The organism is Streptomyces sp. NPDC050549, assembly GCF_040655035.1.
GTDB lineage: Bacteria > Actinomycetota > Actinomycetes > Streptomycetales > Streptomycetaceae > Streptomyces.
The window spans coordinates 18,333-42,920 of the sequence record NZ_JBFAJD010000043.1; the positions used below are offsets into that span (position 1 = coordinate 18,333).

A 24,588-nucleotide genomic window follows, 5' to 3' on the forward strand; every position below is an offset into this window, starting at 1 on the left:
CCATGATCGTCAGGGTCTTGGAGAGGACGGGTAACGCGACGTCGGGCACGCGCGCGTGGCGCTCGGGGCGGGCACACGCGCGTGAGGCCCGTTTTCACGAGGTGTTCGTCGGATACCCGTCGTGCGCCGCGATGTCCTTGTCGATCTTCTCGGCGGCCTCGTCGAGGGTGGCCCGGACCGGAGCCCGATTGAAGATGATCTTCGCGAAGGCCCGGGAGAAGGCGTCCGTGATCGCCGGGTAGGCCGGCGTCTGCGGCCGGGGGCGGGCCACGCCGTCCCGGAGCTGCTCGATGAGCAGGTGCTCGGGTCCGCCGGGCGCGTACTGCGGCGAGAGTCCGATCGCGCTCTCGGTGGCCGGGATCGCCCCGTTGGCCACGGTCATCCGGTGCACCTGGGCGGGCTGGAGCAGGAAGGACAGGAAGCGCCAGACGGCGTCCCCGTCGGCGTTGCCCGCCGGAACGCCCCACTGGAAGGAGCCCATGCCGGTGACGGTGCCCTGGCCGAAATCGGGCAGCGGGACGATCGTGACGTCCCCGGGGAAGGCCTTGTTGAATTCCGGATAGGTCCAGTGGCCGCACCAGGAGATCGCGCTGCGGCCGCCGACGAACGCCTTGTCGTCCTTGACCATGTCGATGAGCCCGGCCTTGGCCCAGTTCTGCATGGTGGTGAGCGCCTTCACCGAACCGGGGCCGTTCACATAGCCGTCGGCGGTGCGGTGGTTCCCGGGTTCGACGAGGTCGCCGCCCGCCGACCACACGGCGGGCACGAAACCGTAGGTGTTCCACTCCTGGCCCGGCTGCGAGTGGACGAGCCGCAGGTCGAGCGGCGCCTTGTAGCCCTGGGTGCGCAACTTGCGCAGGATGCCGGTCAGTTCGGTGGCCGTCCAGGCGTCCTTGGGACCGGTCGGGATGCGTATTCCGGCCTTCTTCATGACGGACTTGCGCACATACAGGCCCATGCCCGAGTCGAAGGTGCCGATGCCCCACAACCTGCCCGCGTAGGTGCCCTGTTGACGGATCGTCGGCAGCAGGTCGGCGCGGACGCTCGCGGGCACGCAGGAGTCGATCGGCCGGAGCTTGCCCGACCATGCGTAGCTGTAGAGGTTGGGCCCGTCGAAGTCGAGGAGGTCGGGCAGGTCCCCGCTGGCGGCGGCGGACAGCACCAGGTCGGTGTAGGCGCGGTTCTCCGGGAGGGTGACCAGTTCGACCCGCACCTTCTTCTGCCGCTTGTTGAACTCCTTCACCTGGCTCTGCAGCGTGGTGAGTTCGCCGCTCGGGCCCGCGTGGAACCACACGGTGATGTGCGCGGTGCCGTTGATCTTCCCGTCGCAGGTGGTGTCCTTCGGGGACGCGCTCACTCCCTTGGCGTCGCTTCCGCCGCCGTCGCACGCGGCCAGCAGCAGGGCCGCGCACAGCACCCAGGGGATCAGGGTGCCCCGTACCCGGCGGACCGCAGGGCACGCGCGCGTGGTGCTCGTACCGCTCATGGCACTCCCCCACTCGACCAGACGACTCGGCCTCCCCAGGGTGGCGACATGCTACCGCCCGTCGTATCGCCATCGCCCTGTGTGCCCGAGAACCTTCGTACGCGGCAAGGGACTTCAGTACTTTCCGGCTAGCCGGAAGGCGCGACCGACCGCTCGTTGGCAAGCTGTGGACATGTCGCTGCGCTGTCTCCTCGTCGATGACAGCGCCCGGTTCCTGGAGGCGGCTCGCGCCCTGCTGGAACGCGGTGGAGTCGAGGTCGTCGGTACTGCCTCGACGGGCGCGGACGCCGTCTCCCGAGCCCGGGAGACGGCACCTGACGTCGTCCTGGTCGATCTCGACCTCGACGGCGAGAACGGCTTCGACGTCGCACGCCGCCTGGTGGGCGACGTACCGGCGGTGATCCTCATCTCGACCCACTCCGGGGAGGACTTCCAGGAACTGGTCGCCGCCAGCCCCGCGCGCGGATTCCTGCACAAGTCGTCCCTGTCCGCACGGGCGATCAGAGACGTCCTGAACGACGGCGGGCCGACCGCACCACCCTGAACCCACCCACCACGACTCGGCCAGGTCACACCGGGCTGTTGGGCGACAGGTGTTGTCGGGACTTGGTCAACACGCTTCAATGCGGGGGAACTCGGGGCGTGAACGACGGCGTACGGATGTGAAGACCCTTCTCCGGCGCCGACGGGGGCCCCGAAGCAACCCGCGTGAACGGCCTGACCAGCCGTTGCGAACATTCACAGAAAGGGCCCCTGCATGCCGCACGCCACACAGCAGGCGGATGCCGCCACCGCCGAACTCGACTCGGCCCTGCGCGGCGGCCCCTTCCATGTCGCACTGCGCGCCGCCATCGCCGCCCGCGGACTGCCGCTGCAGCGCGTCCAGCACCATCTGACGCGCTACGGGGTCAAGGTCGGCGTCACCAGCCTGAGCTACTGGCAGCAGGGCGCCCGCCGCCCGCAGCGCCCCGAGTCGCTGCGCGCCGTACGAGCGCTGGAGGAGATCCTCCAACTCCCGGAGGAGTCACTGATCCGGCTGCTCGCCGAGGCCGAGGAACGCTCGGTCGCCGCCCGCCCCGCGGCCCGCTCCTACCGCTCCTTCGTCGAGGCCTCGGGCGTCCTGGAGCAGCTGCTGGCCGAGCTGGAGTCCACGCCCGACAGCGGGCTGCACACCTTCGGGCACCACGAGCGGGTGCGCGTCGGCCCGCGCCGCGAGCTGGCGAGCCGCGAGTCGCACCACATCGTCCGCGCCCACCGGGACGGCATCGACCGCTTCATCGCCGTCCACTACGGCGACCCGGGCTGCACCCCGGAGCACATGACCGTGCACGCCCTGGAGAACTGCCGCACGGGCCGCGTCCGCCGCCATCACGACACCGGCATGCTGGTCGCCGAGCTCCTCTTCGGCACCCGGTTGCGCTCCGGAGATACGTTCCTCTTCCGCTACGGCGTCGAGGACGGCACCGCCGGCGTCTCCCGCGAGTACGTGCGCGACTTCGGTTCCGCGGGCGGTCAGTACGCGCTCCAGGTGAGCTTCGACGAGAGCGCACTGCCGACGCGCTGCCACCGCTTCACCCAGCACTCGGCGGCGGCCCCGCGCAGCGGCCGTCAGGAGCTGCGTCTGACCGGACACCACTCGGTGCACCTCGTGGAGCCGCGGATGCGGTCGGGGATCGTGGGGATCGGCTGGGACTGGGAGTGAACCGCCGCGGCCTCGGCGCCCCAGGGGTCAGGCGCCCGGTCCCGCGACGATCCTGCCGTTCTCGGCCGTCGCCTTCAGCTCCTGCAGCGGCTCGGTGGCCGGGGACTGGAGCACCTTGCCCGTGGTGGCGTCGAACTGGCTGCCGTGGCACGGGCAGATGAGGGTCGTGCCGTCCAGCTTGTTGATGGGGCACTGCGCGTGCGTGCAGATCGTGCTGTACGCCTTGAGGGTGCCGTCCGGACCCCGGCTGACGACCACGTTGCTGTCCCGGTAGAGCTTGGCGCTCCCCTTGGCGACCTCGCTCTCCGCGCCGAGGTCCACGGGCGCGGTCGGCGTCGCGGGGGCCCCTGAGCCGCCGCCCGAGCAGGCGGCGAGCCCGAGCCCGGCGACGGGCGTGAGGGCCGCTCCACGCAGGACGGTACGACGGCTCGGGACGGGTCGGCGGGACATACGGGTCTCCAGCTGTTCGGGCTGTTCAGAGGTCGTACAGGCCGACGATACCGGTGGTGTTCCGCCCGCTTTGAGTCAGGATCACCCTATGACCGCTCACGGTACGTAAACGTTTGCGCAAGCGTTTACGTCAGGCGCCGGATGGGATACGTTCCCGACCGAAAGGCTCGCCGTAATTCGGGGAGGGGACCCATGATGGCCACCATGGCCGATGTCGCCCGCAGCGCCGGTGTGTCCGTCGCGACCGTCTCGCACGTCCTGAACGACACCCGCCCGGTGCTGCCCGGCACCCGGCAGGCCGTGCTGAGCGCGATCGAGGAGCTGGGCTACACCCCCAACACCCTCGCCCGCTCCCTGGTGACGTCCCGCACCCGCTCGATCGGTCTCGCGGTGTCAGCGATCAGCAACCCGTACTTCACGGAGATCCTCCAGGGCGTCGAGGCCGGCGCCCTGGAGCATGGCTACAGCCTGCTCATCGCCGACCCGCACGACGACCCGGAGCACGAGCTCAAGGTCGTCCAACTCCTGCACGAGCGCCGGGTGGACGGCATGATCGTCGCGCCGTCGGCGGACCCCGACTCCCTCGTCGCGTACCTGGGGCGGCACTCCGTACCGACGGTGTTCCTGGACCGGGTGGTCGAGGCGCCCTCGGACGACCCGGTCACCTCCGACGACCCCGTCACCTCCGACCAGACAGTCACCTCCGGCCAGGCGGGCGCCTTCGACCAGGTGTGCGCCGAGAACGTCGAACCGACGGCGCGGCTGGTCACCCACCTCGCCGGACTCGGCCACCGCCGGATCGGCCTCGTCGCGGGCCTGCCCGGGCTCAGTACCACCGGCGAGCGGATCGCCGGATACCGGCACGGCCTCGCCGCCGCCGGACTCCCTTACGACGAGCGGCTGTTGGCGCACGGCGACTCCGAGTCGGCCGCCGCCGAGCGGGCCACGGCGACCCTGCTTTCCCTCGCCGCCCCGCCCACGGCCCTGGTCACCGCCAACAACACGATGACCATCGGCGCCCTGCGCGCCCTGCGCGAGCGCGGTCTGTCCGTCCCCGGCGACCTCGCGCTGTGCTGCTTCGACGACTTCACCTGGGCGGACCTGTTCGAGCCCAGGCTCACCGCGATCGCCCAGCCCAGCAAGGAGATCGGCGCCGAGGCCGTACGGCTGCTGCTGGACCGGCTCGCCGCGCCGGACCGGCCCGCCCGTGTGCTGCGGCTCCCCTGCGCGTTCGTCCACCGCACGTCGTGCGGCTGCCCGGACCAGCCCGAGAAGTCCACGAAGGGAAACGTCTCGTGATCGTCGTCGCCGGTGAGGCCCTGATCGATCTGGTACCGCAGGGCCCGGGCGCTCTCGCGGTCCTCAAGCCGGCGCTCGGCGGCGGCCCCTACAACACCGCCCTCGCCCTCGGCCGCCTCGGCTCCGCCACCGCCTTCTGCTCGCGCGTCTCCCAGGACGCGTTCGGCGAGGCCCTGCTCGCCGGGCTGCGACAGGTCGACGTGGACGTCCTTGACGTACAGCGCGGCCCGGAGCCGACCACGCTCGCGGCGGCCACGCTCGACGCGAACGGCTCGGCCACCTACTCCTTCTACGTCGACGGCACCGCCGACCGGCTCTTCGCGATGCCCTATGCGCTGCCGGCCGAGACCGAGGCGGTGTCCTTCGGCACCTGTTCGCTCGTGCTGGAGCCGGGTGCGAGTGCCTACGAGGAGTTGATGGGAACCGCTGCCGCACAGGGCGTGTTCACCGCGCTCGACCCGAACATCCGGGCCGGTCTGATCCCCGACGCCGATGCCTACCGGGCGCGTTTCAGGAGCTGGCTGCCGCACGTGTCGCTGCTGAAGCTCTCCGAGGAGGACGCGCTGTGGCTCGGGGGCAATCCCGTCGAGTGGCTTGACGCGGGTCCCTCGGCCGTCGTGATCACCCAGGGCGGCGACGGGCTCACCGCGTTCACCCGGGACGGCAAGGTGTATCCGGTGCCGGGCGAGAAGGTCGACGTCGTGGACACGATCGGGGCCGGCGACACGGTCAACGCGGCCCTGTTGCACGGTCTGTCCGCCCAGGACGCGCTGTCTCCGGAGGGGCTGGCCGGCCTCGGCCGCGACGGCTGGACGCGGTTGCTGCGGTTCGCGGCGCGGGCGGCGGCGATCACCTGTTCACGGGCCGGGGCGGAACCGCCGTACGCCTCCGAACTGGGCGCCCTGTAGGGGGCGTTGAGTGGATGCGGCGCCCTACGGGAGTTCCCGTAGGGCGCCGCATCCGTGTGTCTGCTCCGCGACGGTCAGGCCTTGCGGGCCCGCGTCGTCTTCTTCGCGGGCGTGGCCTTCCTGGCAGGCGCGGCGGTCTTCTTCGCGACCGCCGCGGTCTTCTTGGCGGCCACCTTGCGCGGGGCCTTCACCGGGGCACCGTCGCTGATCCGGTCGGCGTCGAGGATCTCGCGCAGGAACTTGCCGGTGTGGCTGGCCCCCACCGCGGCGACCTGCTCCGGCGTTCCCTCGGCGATGACGAGACCGCCGCCCGCTCCACCCTCCGGGCCCATGTCGACGACCCAGTCGGCCACCTTGATCACATCGAGGTTGTGCTCGATGACGATGACCGTGTTGCCCTTGTCGACCAGGCCGCCGAGCACGGTGAGGAGCTTGCTGATGTCCTCGAAGTGCAGGCCGGTGGTGGGCTCGTCCAGGACGTAGACCGTACGGCCGGTGGAGCGGCGCTGGAGCTCGCTGGCGAGCTTGACGCGCTGGGCCTCACCGCCGGACAGGGTGGTCGCGGACTGGCCGAGCCGGACGTAGCCGAGGCCGACGTCCTTGAGGGTGTTGAGGTGGCGGGCGATTCCGGGGACCGCCTCGAAGAACTCCGTGGCCTCCTCGATCGGCATGTTCAGGACGTCGGCGATGGACTTGCCCTTGTAGTGGACGTCCAGGGTCTCGCGGTTGTAGCGGGCGCCGTGGCACACCTCGCACGGGACGTAGACGTCCGGCAGGAAGTTCATCTCGATCTTGATGGTGCCGTCGCCCGCGCAGTTCTCGCAGCGACCGCCCTTGACGTTGAAGGAGAAGCGGCCGGGCAGATAGCCCCGCACCTTCGCCTCGGTCGTCTCCGCGAACAGCTTGCGGACGTGGTCGAAGACTCCGGTGTACGTCGCCGGGTTGGACCGGGGGGTGCGGCCGATGGGCGACTGGTCCACGTGCACGACCTTGTCGACGAGGTCGTCGCCGTCCACGCGCGTGTGCCGCCCCGGTACGTTCCTCGCGCCATTCAGCTCGCGGGCCAGGTGCGTGTACAGGATGTCGTTGACCAGGGTCGACTTGCCGGAGCCGGAAACGCCGGTGACCGCGGTGAACACGCCCAGGGGGAACGAGACGTCGATGTCCTGGAGGTTGTTCTCCCGGGCGCCGTGGACCGTGAGCTGCCGGGACGGATCGCGCGGACGCCGGATCTCGGGCAACGGGATGGCCTTCTTGCCGGACAGGTACTGCCCGGTCATCGACTCCTCGTTGGCGAGCAGTTCCTTCAGCGAGCCGCTGTGCACGACCTTGCCGCCGTGCTCGCCCGCGCCGGGGCCGATGTCGACGATCCAGTCGGCGACCTTGATGGTGTCCTCGTCGTGCTCGACGACGATGAGCGTGTTGCCCATGTCGCGGAGCCGGACCAGGGTCTCGATCAGCCGGTGGTTGTCGCGCTGGTGCAGGCCGATGGACGGCTCGTCGAGGACGTACAGGACGCCGACGAGTCCGGAGCCGATCTGGGTGGCCAGGCGGATGCGCTGGGCCTCGCCGCCGGAGAGGGTGCCGGCCGCGCGGTTCAGCGAGAGGTAGTCGAGGCCGACGTCCACCAGGAACCGCAGTCTCTCGTTGCACTCCTTCAGCACGCGCTCGGCGATCTTCTTGTCGCGGGCGTCGAGCTTCATCGCGCCCAGGAACTCCGCGCAGTCGCTGATGGACATGCCGGAGATCTCGGCGATCGACTTGTCCATGATCGTGACCGCGAGCACGACCGGCTTCAGGCGCGTGCCGTGACAGGTGGGACAGGGCACCTCGCGCATGTAGCCCTCGAAGCGCTCCCTGCTGGCGTCGCTCTCCGCCTCGCCGTGCCGGCGCTTGACGAAGGGGACGGCGCCTTCGAAGGGCGTCGTGTAGACCCGCTCGCGGCCGTACCTGTTGCGGTACCGCACCTCGATCTGCGTCTTGTGGCCGTAGAGCAGGGCCTTCTTGGCGCGCTGCGGGAGGCCCGCGAAGGGGATGTCGGTGCGGAAGCCCAGGGCGTCCGCGAGGGCGCCGATGAGGCGGCCGAAGTAGTCCTTGGTGTGGCCGTGCGACCACGGGTGGATGGCGCCCTCGTCCAGGGACTTGTCCTCGTCCGGGACGATCAGCTCGGCGTCGACCTCCATGCGCGTGCCGATGCCGGAGCACTCCGGGCAGGCGCCGAAGGGCGAGTTGAAGGAGAAGGAGCGGGGCTCCAGCTCCTCGAAGGACAGGTCGTCGTACGGGCAGTACAGGTGCTCCGAGAACATGCGCTCGCGCTCGGGGTCGTCCTCGGGGAGGTCGACGAAGTCGAGCACGACCATGCCGCCGGACAGGCCGAGGGCGGTCTCCACGGAGTCGGTGAGGCGGCGCTTGGCGGAGTCCTTCACCGTGAGGCGGTCGATGACCACCTCGATGGTGTGCTTCTCCTGCTTCTTCAGGACGGGCGGCTCGGAGAGCTGGATGGTCTCGCCGTCCACGCGCGCGCGGCTGTAGCCCTTGGTCTGGAGGTCCGCGAACAGGTCGACGAACTCGCCCTTGCGCTCGCGCACCAGCGGCGACAGGACCTGGAAGCGGCTCCCCTCCGGCAGCGCCAGGACCTTGTCGACGACGGCCTGCGGCGACTGGCGCGTGATCGGCCGGCCGCACTCCGGGCAGTGCGGCTTGCCGATGCGCGCGAAGAGCAGGCGCAGGTAGTCGTAGACCTCGGTGATGGTGCCGACCGTCGAGCGCGGGTTGCGCGAGGTCGACTTCTGGTCGATGGAGACGGCCGGGGAGAGACCTTCGATGAAGTCGACGTCCGGCTTGTCCATCTGGCCGAGGAACTGGCGGGCGTACGAGGAGAGCGATTCCACGTAGCGCCGCTGGCCCTCGGCGAAGATCGTGTCGAAGGCCAGGGAGGACTTGCCCGACCCGGACAGGCCCGTGAACACGATGAGCGAGTCGCGTGGCAGGTCGAGCGAGACATTCTTCAGATTGTGCTCGCGCGCGCCACGGACGATGAGACGGTCGGCCACGCCGGTCCGCACCTTTCTTGAGAGAAGTGACAGGGGCGGGGCCCCCGTCGTTCTCAGACTAGGGGGAGCCACTGACAACGCCGGTCGGAATCCCGGCCGAGGCATAACAACCTCCGGCCTTCCAGCATGCCCGACGCCGCACCCGACGATATAGCACGTGCATTCGATTTACGGCACAGCTTCACCACCTTCACCCAAAGGTGTGGCGGGGCTAGGGTCAGCAGCATGATTGATCACGCTCATGACCTGGCCTCTGTACATGACGCGACCGAACGGCTGCTCACCGCAGCCGCCGCACTGGACAACGCCTCGGCCGCCGAGCCGTCACGGCTCCCCGGATGGAGCCGCAATCACGTTCTCGCGCACGTCGCCCGCAACGCGGACGCCCTCGTGAACGTCCTGGAGGGGCGTCCCATGTACGCCACGGCGAGCGTCCGTGACGCCGACATCGAGCGCGACGCGCCGCGCCCCCTCGACGTCCAGCTCGCCGACGTGCGCGAGAGCGCGGCCGGCTTCCAGTCGGCGGGCGCGGCTCCGGCGGACTGGTCGCGCACCGTGGAGCTGCGCAACGGGGTCGTCGACACCGCGTCCCGGATCCCGTTCCGGCGGTGGGTCGAGGTCGAGCTGCATCACGTGGACATGGGGGTCGGGTACGAACTGGAGGACCTGCCCGAGGAGTTCACCGAGCGGGAGATCGACTTCCTGGCCGAACGGTTCACCGGGCACCCTGATGTGCCGTCGACACACCTTTCGGACGGCACGCACGCGTGGAGCACGGGCAGGCCCGCCGAGAAGCCCGAAGTCACCGTCACCGGCAGCCCGGCGGATCTGCTCGGCTGGCTCTGCGGGCGCCGTGACGGGTCCGGCCTGACGGTCGACGGCGGCCCCTTGCCGGCGCTTCCCCCGCTATAGGCCTCCGGCCCTGTCGTAGAGCCGCTGATGCCACTCGGTGGCGTCGTGTGCGGGCCGCGCGGTGAGCACCGGGTTCGGGCCGGTCTCGATGAGGTGGAGAAGTGTCCAGGCGACGCCGTAGCAGTCGTCGGGGCCGAAGCAGGAGACGAGCACCAGGGCCTCCTCCGCCGTGACCGGCTTCGGGATCGCCACGAGTTGGCGGTCCCGCCGGTCGTTCTCCTCTTCGCTCGCGTCCCAGTCGGGAAGCGGGCCGCCGGCGACGAACGTGCGCACTTCGGGGCTCATGGGGGAATGTTCGGCCTCCGTCGCCGCCGCGCTCAAGGCATCCCGTTTCCGCACCCGAACGGCCGGGAGACGTCGGCCACTTCAGAAGGTCCTCCGGAAACGGATTAGGCTGGCCGCCATGACGTACAGCGGAGAGGTGACGGTCGGTGGCCCGGCGGACGTGCATGAGCTCACGGACCTGATGATCACCAAGATCGCGGTCGGACCCATGAACAACAACGCCTATCTGCTGCGCTGCCGGGCCACGGACGAGCAGTTGCTGATCGACGCGGCCAACGACGCGGAGACCCTGCTCGGCACGATCGGTGACGACGGCATCGCGTCCGTAGTCACCACCCACCAGCACGGCGACCACTGGCAGGCGCTCGCCGAGGTCGTGACGGCCACGCGCGCGCGTACGTACGCGGGCCGCGAGGACGCCGACGGCATCCCGGTGCCGACCGACGTCCTGGTCGACGACGGCGACACGATCCGGGTGGGGCAGGTCGAACTGACCGCGCGTCACCTCGTGGGCCATACACCGGGCTCGATCGCGCTCGTCTACGACGACCCGCACGGACACCCTCACGTGTTCACCGGCGACTGTCTGTTCCCGGGGGGCGTGGGCAACACATGGAAGGACCCCGAGGCGTTCGCCAGCCTGATCCGCGACGTCGAGACGAAGATCTTCGACACGCTCCCCGACGAGACGTGGGTCTACCCGGGGCACGGCAACGACACGACGCTGGGCGCGGAGCGCCCGCATCTGCCGGAGTGGCACGCGCGCGGGTGGTGAACTCCTGGGCGTGAAGCGGTTCCCGCGCGCCCCGTGTGAATCCTTCGCACGCGCCGGTGTCGTACGCGCGCTCCCGGCACACATGGTTGAGCGGTCAACTGGAAGCAGCCCCGCTCAGGATGACGGCTCCTGTGCGGATGGGCCGCCGGTCCATCGATCCCCGCCCTCGACCGGCGGCCCCGGCAAGCGTGTCGCGGGCGGGATCGCACAGGGATTGTTCACGAAAACGCAACACCCGTTCCCAATATGCGGACATTGAGGGCTGTGACCTCGACAAACAGGACGTTTGGCTGTCACTCTCCCGCCATGCACCTTGCCCCTCGCGCACCGCGTCGCGCGATAGCCGCCGTCACCATAGCCCTCTTCGCCACCGCTGTCGGCTGTGCTCCGCAACCGGACGACAAGGCCTCCGACAAGGCCTCCTCCACGTCCGCCGGGACCACCTGCGCCAAGGGCAAGCTGGCCACCCAGACCTCCGGCAAGCTGACGATCGCGACGGACGAGCCGGCGTACGAGCCCTGGTTCGAGGACGACAAGCCCGCCAACGGCAAGGGCTTCGAGTCGGCGGTCGCCTACGCCGTGGCGAAGCAACTCGGCTACGACAAGAGCGCCGTCGTCTGGCAGAGCGTGCCCTTCAACAAGGCCTTCGCGCCCGGTGTGAAGACCTTCGACTTCGACATCAACCAGGTGTCGATCAGCGCCGAGCGCAAGAAGGCCGTCGACTTCTCGTCCGGCTACTACGACGTCCGCCAGGCCGTCATCGCGCTCAAGAGCAGCAAGGCCGCCAAGGCGACGAGCATCGCGGACCTCAAGGGCCTCAAGCTGGGCGCCCAGGTCGGCACCACGAGCCTGAACTACATCAGCGACGTGGTGAAGCCGACGCAGCAGGAGGCCGCGTTCTCCAAGAACGACCAGGCCGTCTCCGCGCTCAAGAACGGCCAGGTCGACGCGATCGTCGTCGACCTGCCGACCGCCTTCTACATCACCTCGGCCGAGGTGACCAACGCCAAGATCGTCGGCCAGTTCGAGAACCAGGGCGGCACGCCCGAGCAGTTCGGGCTCGTGCTCGACAAGGGCAGCGACCTCACGTCGTGCGTGACGTCGGCCGTTGACGCCCTCCGCAAGGACGGCACCCTGGCGGCGCTGGAGAAGCAGTGGCTGTCCGACGCCGTCGACGCCCCGGTCCTCAAGTGACCGTGGTGAAGGACGAGCCGGGCCGGGAGGCCGCGGACGACAAGGGCGACATGCCCGGCGGGGGCGACGCGTACGTCCCCTCGCAGCGGCGGCTGGAGCGGGAGCGGCACAAGCGCGCGCGTGCCCGCCGCGCGACCGCGATCGCCGCGGTGTCGACCCTTGTCACCGCCGTCGTCCTGTACGTGGTCGTGGTCAGCGCGCCGGGCTGGGAGCGCACCAAGGAGACGTTCTTCGACGGGCACTACGCGCGTGAGGCGTTCCCCAAGGTCCTCGAAGGGCTCTGGCTGAACATCCGGCTGCTGCTGATCTGCGGTGTCCTGGTGCTCGTCCTGGGGATGCTGATCGCCGTCGCGCGCACCCTGCGCGGACCGGTGTTCTTCCCCCTGCGGGTGCTGGCCGCCGCCTACACGGACTTCTTCCGCGGGCTGCCGCTGATCATCAACCTGATGATCGTGGTCTTCGGAGTGCCCGCGCTGCGCCTCCAGGGCGTGACCGTCGATCCCGTGTGGCTGGGCGGTACGGCGCTGACGCTGACGTACTCGGCGTACGTGGCCGAGGTGTTCCGCGCAGGCATCGAGTCCGTGCACCCCTCGCAGCGCGCGGCGGCCCGTTCGCTGGGCCTGACCAACCGGCAGGCGCTGCGGCACGTGGTGCTCCCCCAGGCCGTACGCCGGCAGGTGCCGCCCTTGTTGAACGATCTGGTGTCCCTCCAGAAGGACACCGGACTGGTGTCGATCGGCGGCGCGATCGACGCCGTACGAGCGTCCGACATCATCGCGCAGCGCGCCCTGAACTACACGCCGTACATCGTCGCGGGGCTCGTCTTCGTGGCGCTGACCATCCCGATGACCCGCTTCACGGACTGGGTGACGGCCAGGATGGACCGGCAGCGCGCCCAGGGAGGCACGACATGAGCACCGCCGAGAACTCCACCGCCTCCCCCGTGCTGCGCATGGAGTCCGTCCGCAAGACCTTCGGTACGTCCGTCGTCCTGCGGGACGTCGACCTGGAGGTCCCGCAGCACACCGTGACCGCGCTGATCGGCGCCTCCGGCTCCGGCAAGTCCACGCTGCTGCGGTGCGCGAACCTCCTGGAGGACATCGACGACGGCGCGATCTGGCTCGACGGCGAGGAGATCACCGATCCGCGCGTCGACCAGGACGCGATACGGCGCCGTATCGGCGTGGTGTTCCAGGCGTACAACCTGTTCCCGCACATGACGGTCCTGGAGAACATCACCCTCGCCCCACGCCGGGTGCACGGCGTGTCCCGCGCGGAGGCCGAGGCACACGCGCGTGAGCTGCTGGAGCGGCTCGGACTCGGGGACAAGGCGGGCGCCTATCCGGACCGGCTGAGCGGCGGCCAGCAGCAGCGGGTCGCGATCGTGCGCGCCCTCGCCGCACGGCCCCGGCTGCTGCTCTTCGACGAGATCACCGCCGCGCTCGACCCCGAGCTGGTCGGTGAAGTGCTCGCCGTCGTCCGGGACTTGAAGGACGAGGGCATGACCATGGTGCTGGCCACGCACGAGATGGGCTTCGCCCGGGACGTCGCCGACCAGGTGTGCTTCCTGGACGGAGGCGTGGTCCTGGAACGCGGCACGGCCCGGCAGATCTTCGGCGACCCGCAGCAGGAGCGCACACAGCGCTTCCTGCGACGGATCGTGGAGGCGGGCCGGCTGTGACGGGGCGTCTGTAACTGGTGGTCTGTAAGGGGCGGGCTCCTGGAGGCCGGTGCTTACGCGTCGGCCTTCCCCGCCCCCGCAAGCGCGGCGACCCGCTCCACACCGAACACGTACCCCTGCACACCGCACCCCGCGATGACACCGTCGGCACGCAGCGAAACGTAGGAGTGGTGCCGGAACGACTCGCGCTGGTGGATGTTGGAGATGTGGACCTCCAACACCGGCAGCCCGTCACAGGTGTTGAGGGCGTCCAGGATCGCGACGGAGGTGTGCGAGTACGCCCCCGGGTTGATCACGATGCCGCAGTGGTTGAGCCGCGCCTCGTGGATCCAGTCGACCAGTTCGCCCTCGTGGTTGGACTGCCGGAAGTCCACCGTGCCGCCGTGCCCGGCCGCCGCCTTGACGCACAGCGCCTCGACGTCGGCGAGCGTGTCGGAGCCGTAGATCTCAGGCTGGCGCTGGCCGAGGAGGTTCAGGTTGGGGCCGTTGAGGATCATGATCGGGGCGTTGGCCAGGGTGCGGGGCACGGTTCCTCCGGTCCGTTCGGACATGTCGTTCGAGATGGGCCGCCGATTGACGACCACTGCTCGGTCCCGGTCTATCACGCCGCCTCCGCACCACCGTGCGCCCCCGTAACCGTTGTTCACTGTGGGTAGTTGACGCGGCATGCACGATGCACGCACCGTAGTTCCACCGTCCATGCTGCGGCTCGCCGCCGCCTCCCTCGCCGGAACCGCGATCGAGTTCTACGACTTCTTCGTCTACGGCACCGCGGCGGCCCTGGTCCTCGGGCCCCTGTTCTTCCCGACGTTCTCGCCGGTCGCGGGGACGCTGGCCGCCTTCGGGACGTTCGGTGTGGGCTTCGTGGCGCGACCGCTGGGCTCGATCCTGTTCGGGCACTTCGGGGATCGGCACGGGCGGCGGCCGGTCCTCGTCGCCTCGCTGCTGCTGACCGGTGCCTCGACGGTCGCGGTCGGCTGCGTGCCGTCGTACGGCTCGATCGGGGTGGCCGCTCCCGTACTCCTCCTGGTGCTGCGATTTCTGCAGGGCCTGGGGCTCGGCGGGGAGTGGGGCGGGGCGGTGCTGCTGACCGCCGAGCACGCGCCCGCCGGGCGGCGCGGTCTGTGGTCGAGCTTTCCGCAGATCGGGCCCGCGGTGGGGTTCCTGCTCGCCAACGGCGTGATGCTGGCGCTGTCCGCGACCCTGACCGACGCACAGTTCGGGCAGTGGGGCTGGCGCGTGCCGTTCTGGGTGGCCGGGGCGCTGGCACTGGGCGGGCTGTGGTTGCGTTCGTCGCTCGTCGAGAGCCCCCGGTTCCTCGAAATCGACGACCACGCGCGCGTGCCGCTCGCCGAAGTCGTGCGCGACCACTGGCGGCTGGTCCTGCTGACCGCCGGCGCGCTGTCGGTGGGGTACGCCATCTTCTACGCCGTGACGACCTGGTCCCTCGCCTACGGCACGGAGCGGCTCGGGGTCGGCCGTACCGTCATGCTGGCCTGCATCATGGCCGCCGTGGTGGTGAAGGGCTCGCTCACCCCGCTGGTGGCACTGCTGAGCGACCGCTACGGGCGCCGGCCGCTGTGCCTGCTGGGGTGCGCGGCCGCCGCGCTGTGGATGCTCCCGATGGTCGCGCTGCTCGCCACTGGGGCGCCCCTGCTGATGTTCCTCGGATTCCTGGGGGCGCTGCTCGCGTTCGTGACGATGTTCGCCGTGCTCGGCGCGTATCTGCCGGAGCTGTACGAGCCGCGGGTGCGCTGCACGGGCGCCGCCGTGGGTTACAACCTCGGCGGGGTGCTCGGTGGCGCCCTCACCCCGATCGTGGCGACGGCGCTCGCCGAGCACGGCGGGCGGGTTCCCTGGGGTGTGGGCGCCTATCTGACGGGGGTCGCGCTGTTCAGTCTGGGGTGTTTCGCGCTGCTGCCGGAGACGCGGCCGGTGGCGACGGCAGTCCCCGAGCCTGCCGTCGGGTGACACGCTACGGATTGATCGCGAGCTCCAAGTACGCCGCGAACAGCACCAGATGGACCCCGCCCTGGAGCGGTGTCGCCCGTCCCGGCACCACTGTCAGGGAGCTGACCACCACGGTCAGGGCGAGCAGCACCATGTGGGTCGAGCCGAGTCCGAGGACGAGCGGTCCGGAGAGCCAGATGGATGCCAGGGCGACGGCGGGGATGGTGAGGCCGATGCTGGCCATCGCCGAGCCGAGCGCGAGGTTGAGGCTGGTCTGTACGCGGTCGCGGCGGGCGGAGCGCAGGGCAGCGATGGTCTCGGGGAGCAGGACGAGCAGCGCGATGATCACGCCGACGACGGCGTGGCGCAGGCCGGCCGCCTCGACGCCGGACTCGATGGTCGGCGACACACCCTTGGCCAGTCCTACGACACCGATCAGGGCGAGGCCCAGCAGGCCCAGGCTGATCAGGGCGGTACGGGCGGTCGGCGCGTCCGCGTGGTGGTCCTTGGTGATCACCGCACCCTGCCGGGAGACCGGCAGGAAGTAGTCGCGGTGCCGCACGGTCTGCGTGGCCACGAAAAGGCCGTACAGGGCGAGTGAGGACAGCGCGGCGAAGGTGAGCTGGGCGCCGGAGAACTCCGGGCCCGGCTTGCTGGTGGTGAAGGTCGGCAGGACCAGGCTGAGCGTGGCCAGGGTCGCCACAGTGGCGAGGGCGGCGCCGGTGCCCTCGGGGTTGAAGACCGCCGTGCCGTGCCGCAGCGAGGCGACGATGAGGCACAGGCCGACGATGCCGTTGCAGGTGATCATGACGGCCGCGAAGACGGTGTCTCTGGCGAGGGTCGAGCTCTTGTCGCCACCGTCGGCCATCAGGGTGACGATCAGGGCGACCTCGATGATCGTCACCGCGACGGCGAGGACCAGGGAGCCGAAGGGTTCACCGACGCGGTGGGCGATGACCTCGGCGTGATGGACCGCGGCCAGGACGGCCCCGGCGAGGACCAGGGTCACCAGGGCGACGACCACGCCGGGCAGGTCCTTGCGCCCCCAGGTGAAGACCAGCAGGACGGCTGCGAGCACCGGCACGAAGGTCGTCCACGGGGTGGTGAGCGACCTGAGCCGAGTGATCATGAAGAGATCCTCGCAGAGGCGTACGGGCCCCGCACTCCGGCGTCATGGGGCCCGCCCCGCGCTACTTGAACTCGGTCATGTCCAGTACGTCGCAGTCGGTGAAGGACGGCGGCCTGGTACACAGCGCGGCCATCTGCTCGGCCATCTTGCCGGTCTCGGGGTCCTGGCTGTTGCGCATGGCGTCCTCGTACGAGTCGAACTCGACGACCACGAGGACATGGCCGGGATTGCTCCGGTCCCGCAGGACGAGCCGGTGCGTCGGTCCGTCGGCCCGGCCCGCGAAGCGCTTGTCCGCCTCCTCCGCCACCGCTCGCATCTCGTCGAAGCGGTCGGTCTCGAAGTCGACGATCTGCACGAACTTCATCGATGCGTCCATGGATGCCTCCACCCGGCCGTGCCACCCCCGGGGCGGGGGCGCTCGGTATCCAACGAAGCACCGGGAGCGGTGGTCGGCAATTCATCGTGCGGTGCTCCCGGTGATCGTTGTTCCTACGTCCGGCGTGGTCAGGCGTCGATGCTGTCCTTCGGAGCGCCTTCGGTCCCCGTCTGCGCCGCCTCGGCCGCCGCCTGCTTCTTGTTGGCCATCAGGCTGGTGATCGTGGTGACGATCAGGACCCCGCAGATCACACCCAGCGAGACCGGGATGGAGATCTCCGGGACATGGACCCCGGACTCGTGCAGCGCGTGCAGCACCAGCTTGACGCCGATGAAGCCGAGGATGACCGACAGGCCGTAGCTGAGGTGGACCAGCTTCTTGAGCAGGCCGCCGATGAGGAAGTACAGCTGCCTCAGGCCCATCAGGGCGAACGCGTTGGCCGTGAACACGATGTACGGGTCCTGCGTCAGGCCGAAGATCGCGGGGATGGAGTCGAGGGCGAACAGCACGTCCGTCGTACCGATGGCGAGCATCACGACCAGCATCGGGGTCATGACCCGCTTGCCGTTCTCCTGGATCCACAGCTTGGTGCCGTGGTACCGGTCGGCCACGCCGAAGCGGCGCTCGGCGGCCTTGAGCAGCTTGTTCTCCTCGAACTCCTCGTCCTCCTCGTCGGCCCGGGCCTCCTGGACGAGCTTCCAGGCGGTCCAGATGAGGAAGGCGCCGAAGATGTAGAAGACCCAGGCGAAGTTGGCGAGGACGGCCGCGCCCGCCGCGATGAAGATGGCGCGCAGGACCAGGGCTATGAGGACGCCGACCAGCAGCACCCGCTGCTGGTACTGCGAGGGCACGGCGAACTTCGCCATGATCAGGACGAAGACGAAGAGGTTGTCGACGCTCAGCGACTTCTCGGTGATGAAGCCGGCGAAGAACTCGCCGCCGGCCTGGCCGCCTCCGAAGGTGAGAAGGCCGAGTCCGAAGAGTCCGGCGAGGACGATCCAGACGATCGTCCAGATCCCGGCTTCCTTGATCGACACGTCATGCGGCTTGCGGCCGATGAAGAAGTCGACGGCGATGAGGGCGGCCAGCCCCACAACGGTCAGGACCCACAGGGTCACGGAAACATCCACTACTGCTCCTCCGGCGGTATTAACGGCAAATGGTCAGCGTCGTCGCTACCGGAGGTCTCTTCCACCTTGGACGGGCGTCCAGGGCCGACGCCCCGGGATCTGGCCTGATCCGTATTGACGGGTACGCCGCAGCAGATAGGGAGTACTCCCCTCCGTACGGAAGAGCTTACCCCAATCACCAAGGAAAGGTAAAGGTATGGGCAAAAGAAAGGCAAAACAGCAGGTGGGAGCGCTTTACCTGTACTTGGTACGCGCAGTCGCGACCTCGGTCAGCACCCGCTGGAGCACCTGGCTGCCGGGCGGTACGAGCGAGGGCTCGTACGTCCAGGCATGTCCCACCCACGGGTCGGCGAGATGGTCGTCGGGCAGCGGGGTGAGTCGCATCAGCGAACGCCAGAGCGGGTCGAGCAACGGGCCGTAGCCCGCCGCGTCCTCGCGGTCCGCGACCATCATCAGATGGACGCCGACGGCCGGGCCCTCGTCAGCGAGATAGCGCAGCTGGGTCACGGCACGGTCGTCGAAGCCGTGCGGGAAGTCGTTGACGATCAGCAGCTGTTCGGCCGTGTCGAGGCCGGGCGGCAGCGAGTCGGCGGCTCCGCCGCGCACCGCCATCTGCACCAGATCCACCCGCTGGGTGAGCCGGGCCAGCACGTCCGCGACCCCGGCGGCCCCCACGGCGGGCGGCGCCGCGAGCACGCCCGTGTGCACCAGGGGAACCAGCGCCTGCGCCGCCGAACCGGCCGGGTCGATGACATGCACGGCGAACTCGCCCACCGGGTAGACGGCCAGCAGCCGGGCCGCGTGCGCCACGGCCGTGTCGAGCGCGAGGCGCCGCAGCTCGTGGGAGTCGGCGAACGAGCCGTCCAGGGACTCCCCGCCACCGCTGTCGATCCACATACCGCGCTCCAAGGGGAGCCGGACCAGCATCGGGATGCGCAGGTCGGGGCTCTCCGGGAGATGAAGGGCTCCCAGGCGCAGGGCCATGGGGATCTCCATCGGGACGCGGTAGCCGTGCCAGACCGGATTGTCCCAGCCGGCGAACGCAAGCGGGAGCGCGGGTTCGACCACGTCGGACTCGGCGGCCAGCTGGGCGAGGTCCCGGTCGAGGGCCGCTCGCGCCTGGTCGACGAGTTGGGCGTGCTTGGCCTGGGCCGCCTCACGGGCCGCGTCGCCCTGGCCGCCGATCCGGCTGCGCGGGTCGGACAGCGCCTGGTCGAGTTCCTTCTCCATGCGCGAGTCGGCGAAGTCGACCGCGCTGCGATACGCGGCCATGGTGCGGGCCAGGTCCTCGAACATGCCCCACACCTGGTTGTAGAGCCGCTCCTCCATCGACCACCCGGTCGCGTCACCGGCGACCGGCTGGGCGGCCTGTCCGGGCGGAGCCGGGGGCGCGGTCGGCGCGGGCGACGGGGGCGCCCCGGCCTGCCGGCGCGGGTGGCTGTAGTCGATCGGGCCACCGGCGGCGGGGGCGGCGGGCTGGGTGGCAGCCGGGTCCGCGGGATATCCGGACGGCGGCGCCACAGCACCTTGTGCACCGTACGGAGAGGTCGACGGCTGCGGGGCCACGGCGCCGGAGCCACCTGGTGTCGTAGGGCCGCTCCCGTCGGGGCCGATGCCCGGTGTGGCCGTCTGGCGGGTGCGGTCGCCGTCCGGGGTGCGGGGTGGGGGCGTAGCCACCGAGCGGGCCAGGCCCCGGGCCACCGCTTCGTTGATGCTGCCCGCGAGGTGGGCGGCCTGGGGCAGGCCCTGGTCGGTGAGGAGTTCGGCCAGGCCGCCCGCGTAGCCCTGGCCGACGGCGCGCACTTTCCAGGCGCCCTGCCTGCGGTACAACTCCAGGGCCACGAGGGCCGATTCGGCGTCCAGGCCGGTGATCGTGTAGCTGGCGACCTCGGTGCCGTCCAGGCCGGTGACCGCGACGAAGGGTGCGGCGACCGCCCCGAATCGGGTGGGGCGGTCGGCGCCGAGGGGCAGCGCGAGCAGCACGCTGACGCGGTGCACGGCCTCCGGCATGGCACCGAGGTCCACCGCGAGACGGTGATCGGCGGCGGCCTGCTTGGAGACCTCCAGGCCGGGCAGAGTGGGGGTGCCCGGGTGGGCCACCCACTCGACGCCATGGATCCTGCCGCGCTCGTCGCCGAGCGTGGCGGCGGCCACGACCGGCTTGCCGGCCGCGACCCGGATCTCCAGACGCATCTGGGAGAGCGGGTGGTTCTGCCCTCGCACCAGCTCGGCCGCCATCGCTCTCGTCCCCCTGCTCAGCCGTGTCGTCTCGTGTGCGCCGGGCCGCCCTAGAGGTGCGGCAGGATCGCCGGCATCAGGTCCTGGAAGGTGCGGCCGTTGGTCGGTGTGCCGAGGGCCGTCAGCGTCCAGCCGGAGCCGGAGCGGTGCACCTTCGCCATGATCTGGGCCGTGTACTGGCCGCCGCCCGCCAGCGTGTACCGGGCCAGTTCCTGGCCGTTGGTCTCGTCGACCAGACGGCAGAACGCGTTCTGCACCTCCTGGAAGGTCTGGCCCGTGAAGGAGTTCACGGTGAAGACGATCTGGTCGATGTGGACCGGCACGCGCGCGAGGTCGACGAGGATGGCCTCGTCGTCGCCGCCCTGGCCCACCCCGCCGACGAGGTTGTCACCGGTGTGGCGCACGGAGCCGTCGTCGCTCACCAAGTGGCGGAAGAACACCACGTCGACCGGCTGCTTGTCGGCGAACAGCACGGCGGACGCGTCGAGGTCGATCTCCCGGGTGCGCGAGCCGAACAGGCCGCGCCGGGGAGCCGCCTGCCAACCGAGACCCATGCGCACCGCGGTCAGGCCGGTCCCGTCGTTCTTCTCAAGACTGATGGCCTGACCCTTGGTCATGTTGACGGTCACGGCTGTTCCCCTCTCGAACGTCCCCTGTTGCCGCGGAATCCGCGGCTGCCCAGAACCCTACGCAGCGGCACTGACAGTGCCGAACCCCGCATCGGACTTTGTGTCGGTCTTGCAACACAGAGCGCATATCCCGAGGTCCGGCACTCCCCCGAGGGGATCAGGCGATGCCCGCCTCCTTCATCTGGCGCAGTTCCTTCTTCATCTCGTGCACCTCGTCGCGCAGCCGGGCGGCGACCTCGAACTGGAGGTCCGCGGCGGCGGCGCGCATGCGTGCGGTCATCTCCTCGATCTGCTCGGCGAGTTCGGCCGCGGGACGGTCGGTCGGCACCCCGTCCTTGGCCTTCCCCTTGGCCGACCTGGACGCCTTCGCGGCCTTGCCGCCGAGCGCGGGCACGGGGGCCTTCGCGCCCTTGCCGTCCTTGGCCGCCTTGCGGTAGCCGGAGCCGAGCAGCTGCTCCGTGTCGACGTCCTCGCGGGCGATCTGCGCGACGATGTCGTTGATCTTCTTGCGGAGCGGCTGGGGGTCGATGCCGTGCGCCGTGTTGTACGCGACCTGCTTCTCCCGGCGGCGGTTGGTCTCCTCGATGGCCTTCTCCATCGCCGGGGTGATCTTGTCGGCGTACATGTGGACCTGGCCGGAGACGTTGCGCGCCGCGCGGCCGATGGTCTGGATCAGGGAGGTGCCGGAGCGCAGGAAGCCCTCTTTGTCGGCGTCCAGGATGGCGACCAGGGACACCTCGGGCAGGTCCAGGCCCTCGCGGAGGAGGTTGATGCCGACCAGTACGTCGAACTCGCCGGAGCGCAGCTCGCGCAGCAGCTCGATGCGGCGCAGGGTGTCGACGTCGCTGTGCAAGTACCGGACCTGGATGCCGAGTTCGAGGAAGTAGTCGGTGAGGTCCTCGGCCATCTTCTTGGTGAGGGTGGTGACCAGAACGCGTTCGTCCTTCTCGGTGCGCTTGCGGATCTCGTGCACCAGGTCGTCGATCTGACCCTCGGTGGGCTTGACGACGACCTCGGGGTCGATGAGGCCGGTGGGGCGGATGATCTGCTCGACGGTGCCGTCCGCGCGCGAGAGCTCGTACTTGCCGGGGGTCGCCGACAGGTAGACCGTCTGTCCGATGCGCTTCTGGAACTCCTCCCACTTCAGGGGGCGGTTGTCCAGGGCCGAGGGCAGCCGGAAGCCGTGGTCGACGAGGGTGCGCTTGCGGGAGGCGTCGCCCTCGTACATCGCGCCGATCTGCGGAACCGTGTTGTGCGACTCGTCGATGACGAGGAGGAAGTCCTCGGGGAAGTAGTCGATCAGGGTGTTCGGCGCGGAGCCGGGCTCGCGGCCGTCGAAGTGCATCGAGTAGTTCTCGACACCGGAGCAGGAGCCGATCTGGCGGAGCATCTCAAGGTCGTACGTGGTGCGCATCCGCAGGCGCTGGGCCTCCAGGAGCTTGCCCTGCTTCTCCATCTCGGCCAGCCGCTCGGCGAGTTCCTTCTCGATGTCGTTGACGGCCCGCTCCATGCGCTCGGGGCCCGCGATGTAGTGGGAGGCCGGGAAGACGTAGAGGTGCTCGTCCTCGCTGATGATCTCGCCGGTGAGCGGGTGGAGGGTGGAGAGGGCCTCGATCTCGTCGCCGAACATCTCGATGCGGACGGCCAGTTCCTCGTAGACCGGGAAGATCTCGATGGTGTCGCCGCGGACGCGGAAGGTGCCCCGGGTGAAGGCCATGTCGTTGCGCGTGTACTGGATGTCCACGAAGCGGCGCAGCAGCTGGTCTCGGTCGATCTCGTCGCCGACCTTGAGGGGGACCATGCGGTCCACGTACTCCTGCGGAGTACCGAGGCCGTAGATGCAGGAGACCGAGGCGACCACGATGACGTCGCGGCGGGTGAGCAGCGAGTTGGTCGCGGAGTGGCGCAGGCGCTCTACCTCCTCGTTGACCGAGGAGTCCTTCTCGATGTAGGTGTCCGACTGTGGGACGTAGGCCTCGGGCTGGTAGTAGTCGTAGTACGAGACGAAGTACTCGACCGCGTTGTTCGGCAGGAGCTCGCGGAACTCGTTGGCCAGCTGGGCGGCCAGGGTCTTGTTCGGCGCCATCACGAGGGTGGGGCGCTGGAGCTTCTCGATCATCCACGCGGTGGTGGCGGACTTGCCGGTGCCGGTCGCGCCGAGCAGGACGACGTCCTTCTCACCTGCCTCGACGCGCCGGGCCAGCTCGGCGATGGCCGCCGGCTGGTCGCCGCTGGGCTGGTAGGAACTGACGACCTCGAAAGGCGCCACCGTGCGTTCGATGTGGGAAACGGGCCGCATGGAACCAACCGTACGACCCGCCACTGACAACGGGGTCGGATCAGCGGTTCTGTGGGGTGCGGGGGCGGCGGTGTCCGAGGTCGCGGTCGGTGCGGACCGGGGTGCGCCGGGGGTGCGGGACGACGGCGCCGGCCGGGACACCGGGCTTGTGCTCGACGGGGAACCGGGCGGGCTTGCCCATGACCATCAGCGGGTCGAACATCACGACGACACCGGCCAGGAGGAGGAAGGCGAGGGGGCCGATCATCATGGGCGCCAGCAGTGACGCGGCGGAGACTCCGTCGGTGGTCGCGGCCGTGCCGTGGACGTGGACGGTGAGGGCGGCCATGCCCGTGTAGTGCATGCCGGTGACGGCGAGTCCCATGACGAGGCTCGCGCCCACGCTCCACAGGAACCCGCGGACCTGTCCGGCCGCCCACAGGGCGCTGATCGCGGCGACAACCGCTATGACGACGGAGGCAGTGACGGTGAAGGTGTTGTATTCGAGCTTTCCGTTGAGGCGCATGCCGGCCATGCCCAGGTAGTGCATCGAGGCGATGCCCAGGCCGGTGAGGGTGCCGCCGGTGAACAGGGCCGTCCCCCTGGCTCCCCGGTAGCCGACGATGAAGATCCCGACGCCCACCATGACGATGGCGACGGCGAGGCTCGCGAAGGTCATCGGCTTGTCGTAGTGGACCGGTGTCTGGCGGACCGAGAAACCCATCATCGCGATGAAGTGCATCGTCCATATGCCGGAACCGATCGCCGCCGATCCCAGGGCGAGCCAGCCGGGCCTCCAGGACTGGGTCACGAGCATCGATCTGGTGGTGCAGCGCAGGCCGAGCGCACCGCCGAGGCAGGCCATGAGGTAAGCCACCAGCGGCGTGACGAGTCCGTAGCTGAAACCGTCGACCGTGCCCTGCATGCGCAGTAACCCTTCCGCCCTGTTCCGTCCCGCAAATTCCCGAAACCCGCCCAGCCCCAGGACCGCACGAGCGGTCAGGGTCGACGCAGAGAGTATGACCCCCACCGGAATGGTCGAACGATTTTCCGGCAAAGAAACACGGCCCTGCCCCACTTGTGCGGCACCGGTGAGCGGACTTGGGCAACTCC

22 protein-coding genes are annotated in these 24,588 nt (G+C 69.8%); 10 read left to right on the forward strand and 12 right to left on the reverse strand.

What is annotated here, in order from left to right:
• Window positions 1–94: 94 nt before the first annotated feature.
• A complete protein-coding gene (locus AB0I51_RS40050; protein WP_362983314.1) occupies window positions 95–1,486 on the reverse strand; it encodes an extracellular solute-binding protein in 1,392 nt (463 codons plus the stop codon).
• Window positions 1,487–1,658: 172 nt separating this feature from the next.
• Between AB0I51_RS40050 and AB0I51_RS40055 the strand changes: the two genes are divergently transcribed.
• Together AB0I51_RS40055 and AB0I51_RS40060 are read left to right on the forward strand one after the other, a co-directional pair.
• Entirely contained in the window at window positions 1,659–2,030 is a 372-nt protein-coding gene (locus AB0I51_RS40055; RefSeq protein ID WP_362983315.1) for a response regulator, read from the forward strand.
• 213 nt (window positions 2,031–2,243) lie between these two features.
• Window positions 2,244–3,188: a hypothetical protein gene (locus AB0I51_RS40060; protein ID WP_362983316.1), complete on the forward strand. Its 945-nt coding sequence runs from the start codon at window positions 2,244–2,246 to the stop codon at window positions 3,186–3,188.
• A 27-nt stretch (window positions 3,189–3,215) separates the two neighbouring features.
• Here AB0I51_RS40060 and AB0I51_RS40065 read toward each other — a convergent pair whose 3' ends face one another.
• The gene (locus tag AB0I51_RS40065; RefSeq protein WP_362983317.1) at window positions 3,216–3,638 is read right to left on the reverse strand and encodes a Rieske 2Fe-2S domain-containing protein; all 423 of its coding nucleotides are present in this window, start codon (window positions 3,636–3,638) and stop codon (window positions 3,216–3,218) included.
• A gap of 195 nt (window positions 3,639–3,833) precedes the next feature.
• Here AB0I51_RS40065 and AB0I51_RS40070 point away from each other — a divergent pair, with 195 nt between their 5' ends.
• Window positions 3,834–4,937 carry a LacI family DNA-binding transcriptional regulator gene (locus AB0I51_RS40070; protein WP_362983364.1) on the forward strand — a complete coding sequence of 368 codons (1,104 nt, stop codon included), beginning with the start codon at window positions 3,834–3,836 and terminating at the stop codon, window positions 4,935–4,937.
• Window positions 4,934–5,845 (forward strand): carbohydrate kinase, encoded by a 912-nt coding sequence (locus AB0I51_RS40075; protein ID WP_362983318.1) that lies wholly within the window; start codon window positions 4,934–4,936, stop codon window positions 5,843–5,845. Before AB0I51_RS40070 ends, AB0I51_RS40075 begins: the two co-directional genes overlap by 4 nt.
• Before the next feature lie 74 nt (window positions 5,846–5,919).
• Here the strand turns inward: AB0I51_RS40075 and uvrA are convergent, their stop codons facing one another.
• On the reverse strand, window positions 5,920–8,898 hold the full coding sequence (gene uvrA / locus AB0I51_RS40080) for an excinuclease ABC subunit UvrA (protein ID WP_362983319.1): 2,979 nt from the start codon (window positions 8,896–8,898) through the stop codon (window positions 5,920–5,922).
• A 225-nt stretch (window positions 8,899–9,123) separates the two neighbouring features.
• Between uvrA and AB0I51_RS40085 the strand changes: the two genes are divergently transcribed.
• Window positions 9,124–9,810 carry a maleylpyruvate isomerase family mycothiol-dependent enzyme gene (locus tag AB0I51_RS40085; RefSeq protein ID WP_362983320.1) on the forward strand — a complete coding sequence of 229 codons (687 nt, stop codon included), beginning with the start codon at window positions 9,124–9,126 and terminating at the stop codon, window positions 9,808–9,810.
• Here AB0I51_RS40085 and AB0I51_RS40090 read toward each other — a convergent pair.
• On the reverse strand, window positions 9,805–10,095 hold the full coding sequence (locus AB0I51_RS40090; RefSeq protein ID WP_362983321.1) for a hypothetical protein: 291 nt from the start codon (window positions 10,093–10,095) through the stop codon (window positions 9,805–9,807). The two genes, AB0I51_RS40085 and AB0I51_RS40090, sit on opposite strands and share 6 nt — an antisense overlap.
• A 118-nt stretch (window positions 10,096–10,213) precedes the next feature.
• Here AB0I51_RS40090 and AB0I51_RS40095 point away from each other — a divergent pair, with 118 nt between their 5' ends.
• From AB0I51_RS40095 to AB0I51_RS40110, 4 genes are all read left to right on the forward strand, one after another.
• A complete protein-coding gene (locus AB0I51_RS40095) occupies window positions 10,214–10,870 on the forward strand; it encodes an MBL fold metallo-hydrolase (RefSeq protein ID WP_362983322.1) in 657 nt (218 codons plus the stop codon).
• Window positions 10,871–11,176: 306 nt separating this feature from the next.
• The gene (locus AB0I51_RS40100; RefSeq protein ID WP_362983323.1) at window positions 11,177–12,064 is read left to right on the forward strand and encodes an ABC transporter substrate-binding protein; all 888 of its coding nucleotides are present in this window, start codon (window positions 11,177–11,179) and stop codon (window positions 12,062–12,064) included.
• A complete protein-coding gene (locus AB0I51_RS40105) occupies window positions 12,061–12,978 on the forward strand; it encodes an amino acid ABC transporter permease (protein ID WP_362983324.1) in 918 nt (305 codons plus the stop codon). Before AB0I51_RS40100 ends, AB0I51_RS40105 begins: the two co-directional genes overlap by 4 nt.
• Window positions 12,975–13,745 carry an amino acid ABC transporter ATP-binding protein gene (locus AB0I51_RS40110; RefSeq protein WP_362983325.1) on the forward strand — a complete coding sequence of 257 codons (771 nt, stop codon included), beginning with the start codon at window positions 12,975–12,977 and terminating at the stop codon, window positions 13,743–13,745. The genes AB0I51_RS40105 and AB0I51_RS40110 overlap by 4 nt, the downstream gene beginning before the upstream one ends.
• A 53-nt stretch (window positions 13,746–13,798) precedes the next feature.
• Here the strand turns inward: AB0I51_RS40110 and aroQ are convergent, their stop codons facing one another.
• Entirely contained in the window at window positions 13,799–14,272 is a 474-nt protein-coding gene (aroQ, locus tag AB0I51_RS40115; RefSeq protein WP_362983326.1) for a type II 3-dehydroquinate dehydratase, read from the reverse strand.
• A 172-nt stretch (window positions 14,273–14,444) separates the two neighbouring features.
• On the opposite strand from aroQ, the gene AB0I51_RS40120 reads away from it, so the two are divergent.
• Window positions 14,445–15,716: an MFS transporter gene (locus tag AB0I51_RS40120; protein WP_362983365.1), complete on the forward strand. Its 1,272-nt coding sequence runs from the start codon at window positions 14,445–14,447 to the stop codon at window positions 15,714–15,716.
• Window positions 15,717–15,720: 4 nt separating this feature from the next.
• Here the strand turns inward: AB0I51_RS40120 and AB0I51_RS40125 are convergent, their stop codons facing one another.
• The 7 genes from AB0I51_RS40125 to AB0I51_RS40155 form a co-directional block, all read right to left on the reverse strand.
• Window positions 15,721–16,824 (reverse strand): ionic transporter y4hA, encoded by a 1,104-nt coding sequence (locus AB0I51_RS40125; RefSeq protein ID WP_362983327.1) that lies wholly within the window; start codon window positions 16,822–16,824, stop codon window positions 15,721–15,723.
• Window positions 16,825–16,885: 61 nt separating this feature from the next.
• Window positions 16,886–17,200: a hypothetical protein gene (locus AB0I51_RS40130; RefSeq protein WP_362983328.1), complete on the reverse strand. Its 315-nt coding sequence runs from the start codon at window positions 17,198–17,200 to the stop codon at window positions 16,886–16,888.
• A 128-nt stretch (window positions 17,201–17,328) separates the two neighbouring features.
• Window positions 17,329–18,330: a TerC family protein gene (locus AB0I51_RS40135; RefSeq protein WP_362983329.1), complete on the reverse strand. Its 1,002-nt coding sequence runs from the start codon at window positions 18,328–18,330 to the stop codon at window positions 17,329–17,331.
• A 234-nt stretch (window positions 18,331–18,564) separates the two neighbouring features.
• The gene (locus AB0I51_RS40140; protein ID WP_362983330.1) at window positions 18,565–20,568 is read right to left on the reverse strand and encodes a TerD family protein; all 2,004 of its coding nucleotides are present in this window, start codon (window positions 20,566–20,568) and stop codon (window positions 18,565–18,567) included.
• A 50-nt stretch (window positions 20,569–20,618) separates the two neighbouring features.
• On the reverse strand, window positions 20,619–21,197 hold the full coding sequence (locus tag AB0I51_RS40145) for a TerD family protein (protein WP_200710494.1): 579 nt from the start codon (window positions 21,195–21,197) through the stop codon (window positions 20,619–20,621).
• 157 nt (window positions 21,198–21,354) lie between these two features.
• Window positions 21,355–23,496, reverse strand: coding sequence for an excinuclease ABC subunit UvrB (gene uvrB / locus AB0I51_RS40150; protein ID WP_362983331.1), 2,142 nt, complete (start codon window positions 23,494–23,496; stop codon window positions 21,355–21,357).
• Between the two features lie 40 nt (window positions 23,497–23,536).
• Window positions 23,537–24,400, reverse strand: a complete 864-nt coding sequence (locus AB0I51_RS40155; protein WP_362983332.1) for an MHYT domain-containing protein — start codon at window positions 24,398–24,400, stop codon at window positions 23,537–23,539.
• Window positions 24,401–24,588 lie beyond the last annotated feature (188 nt).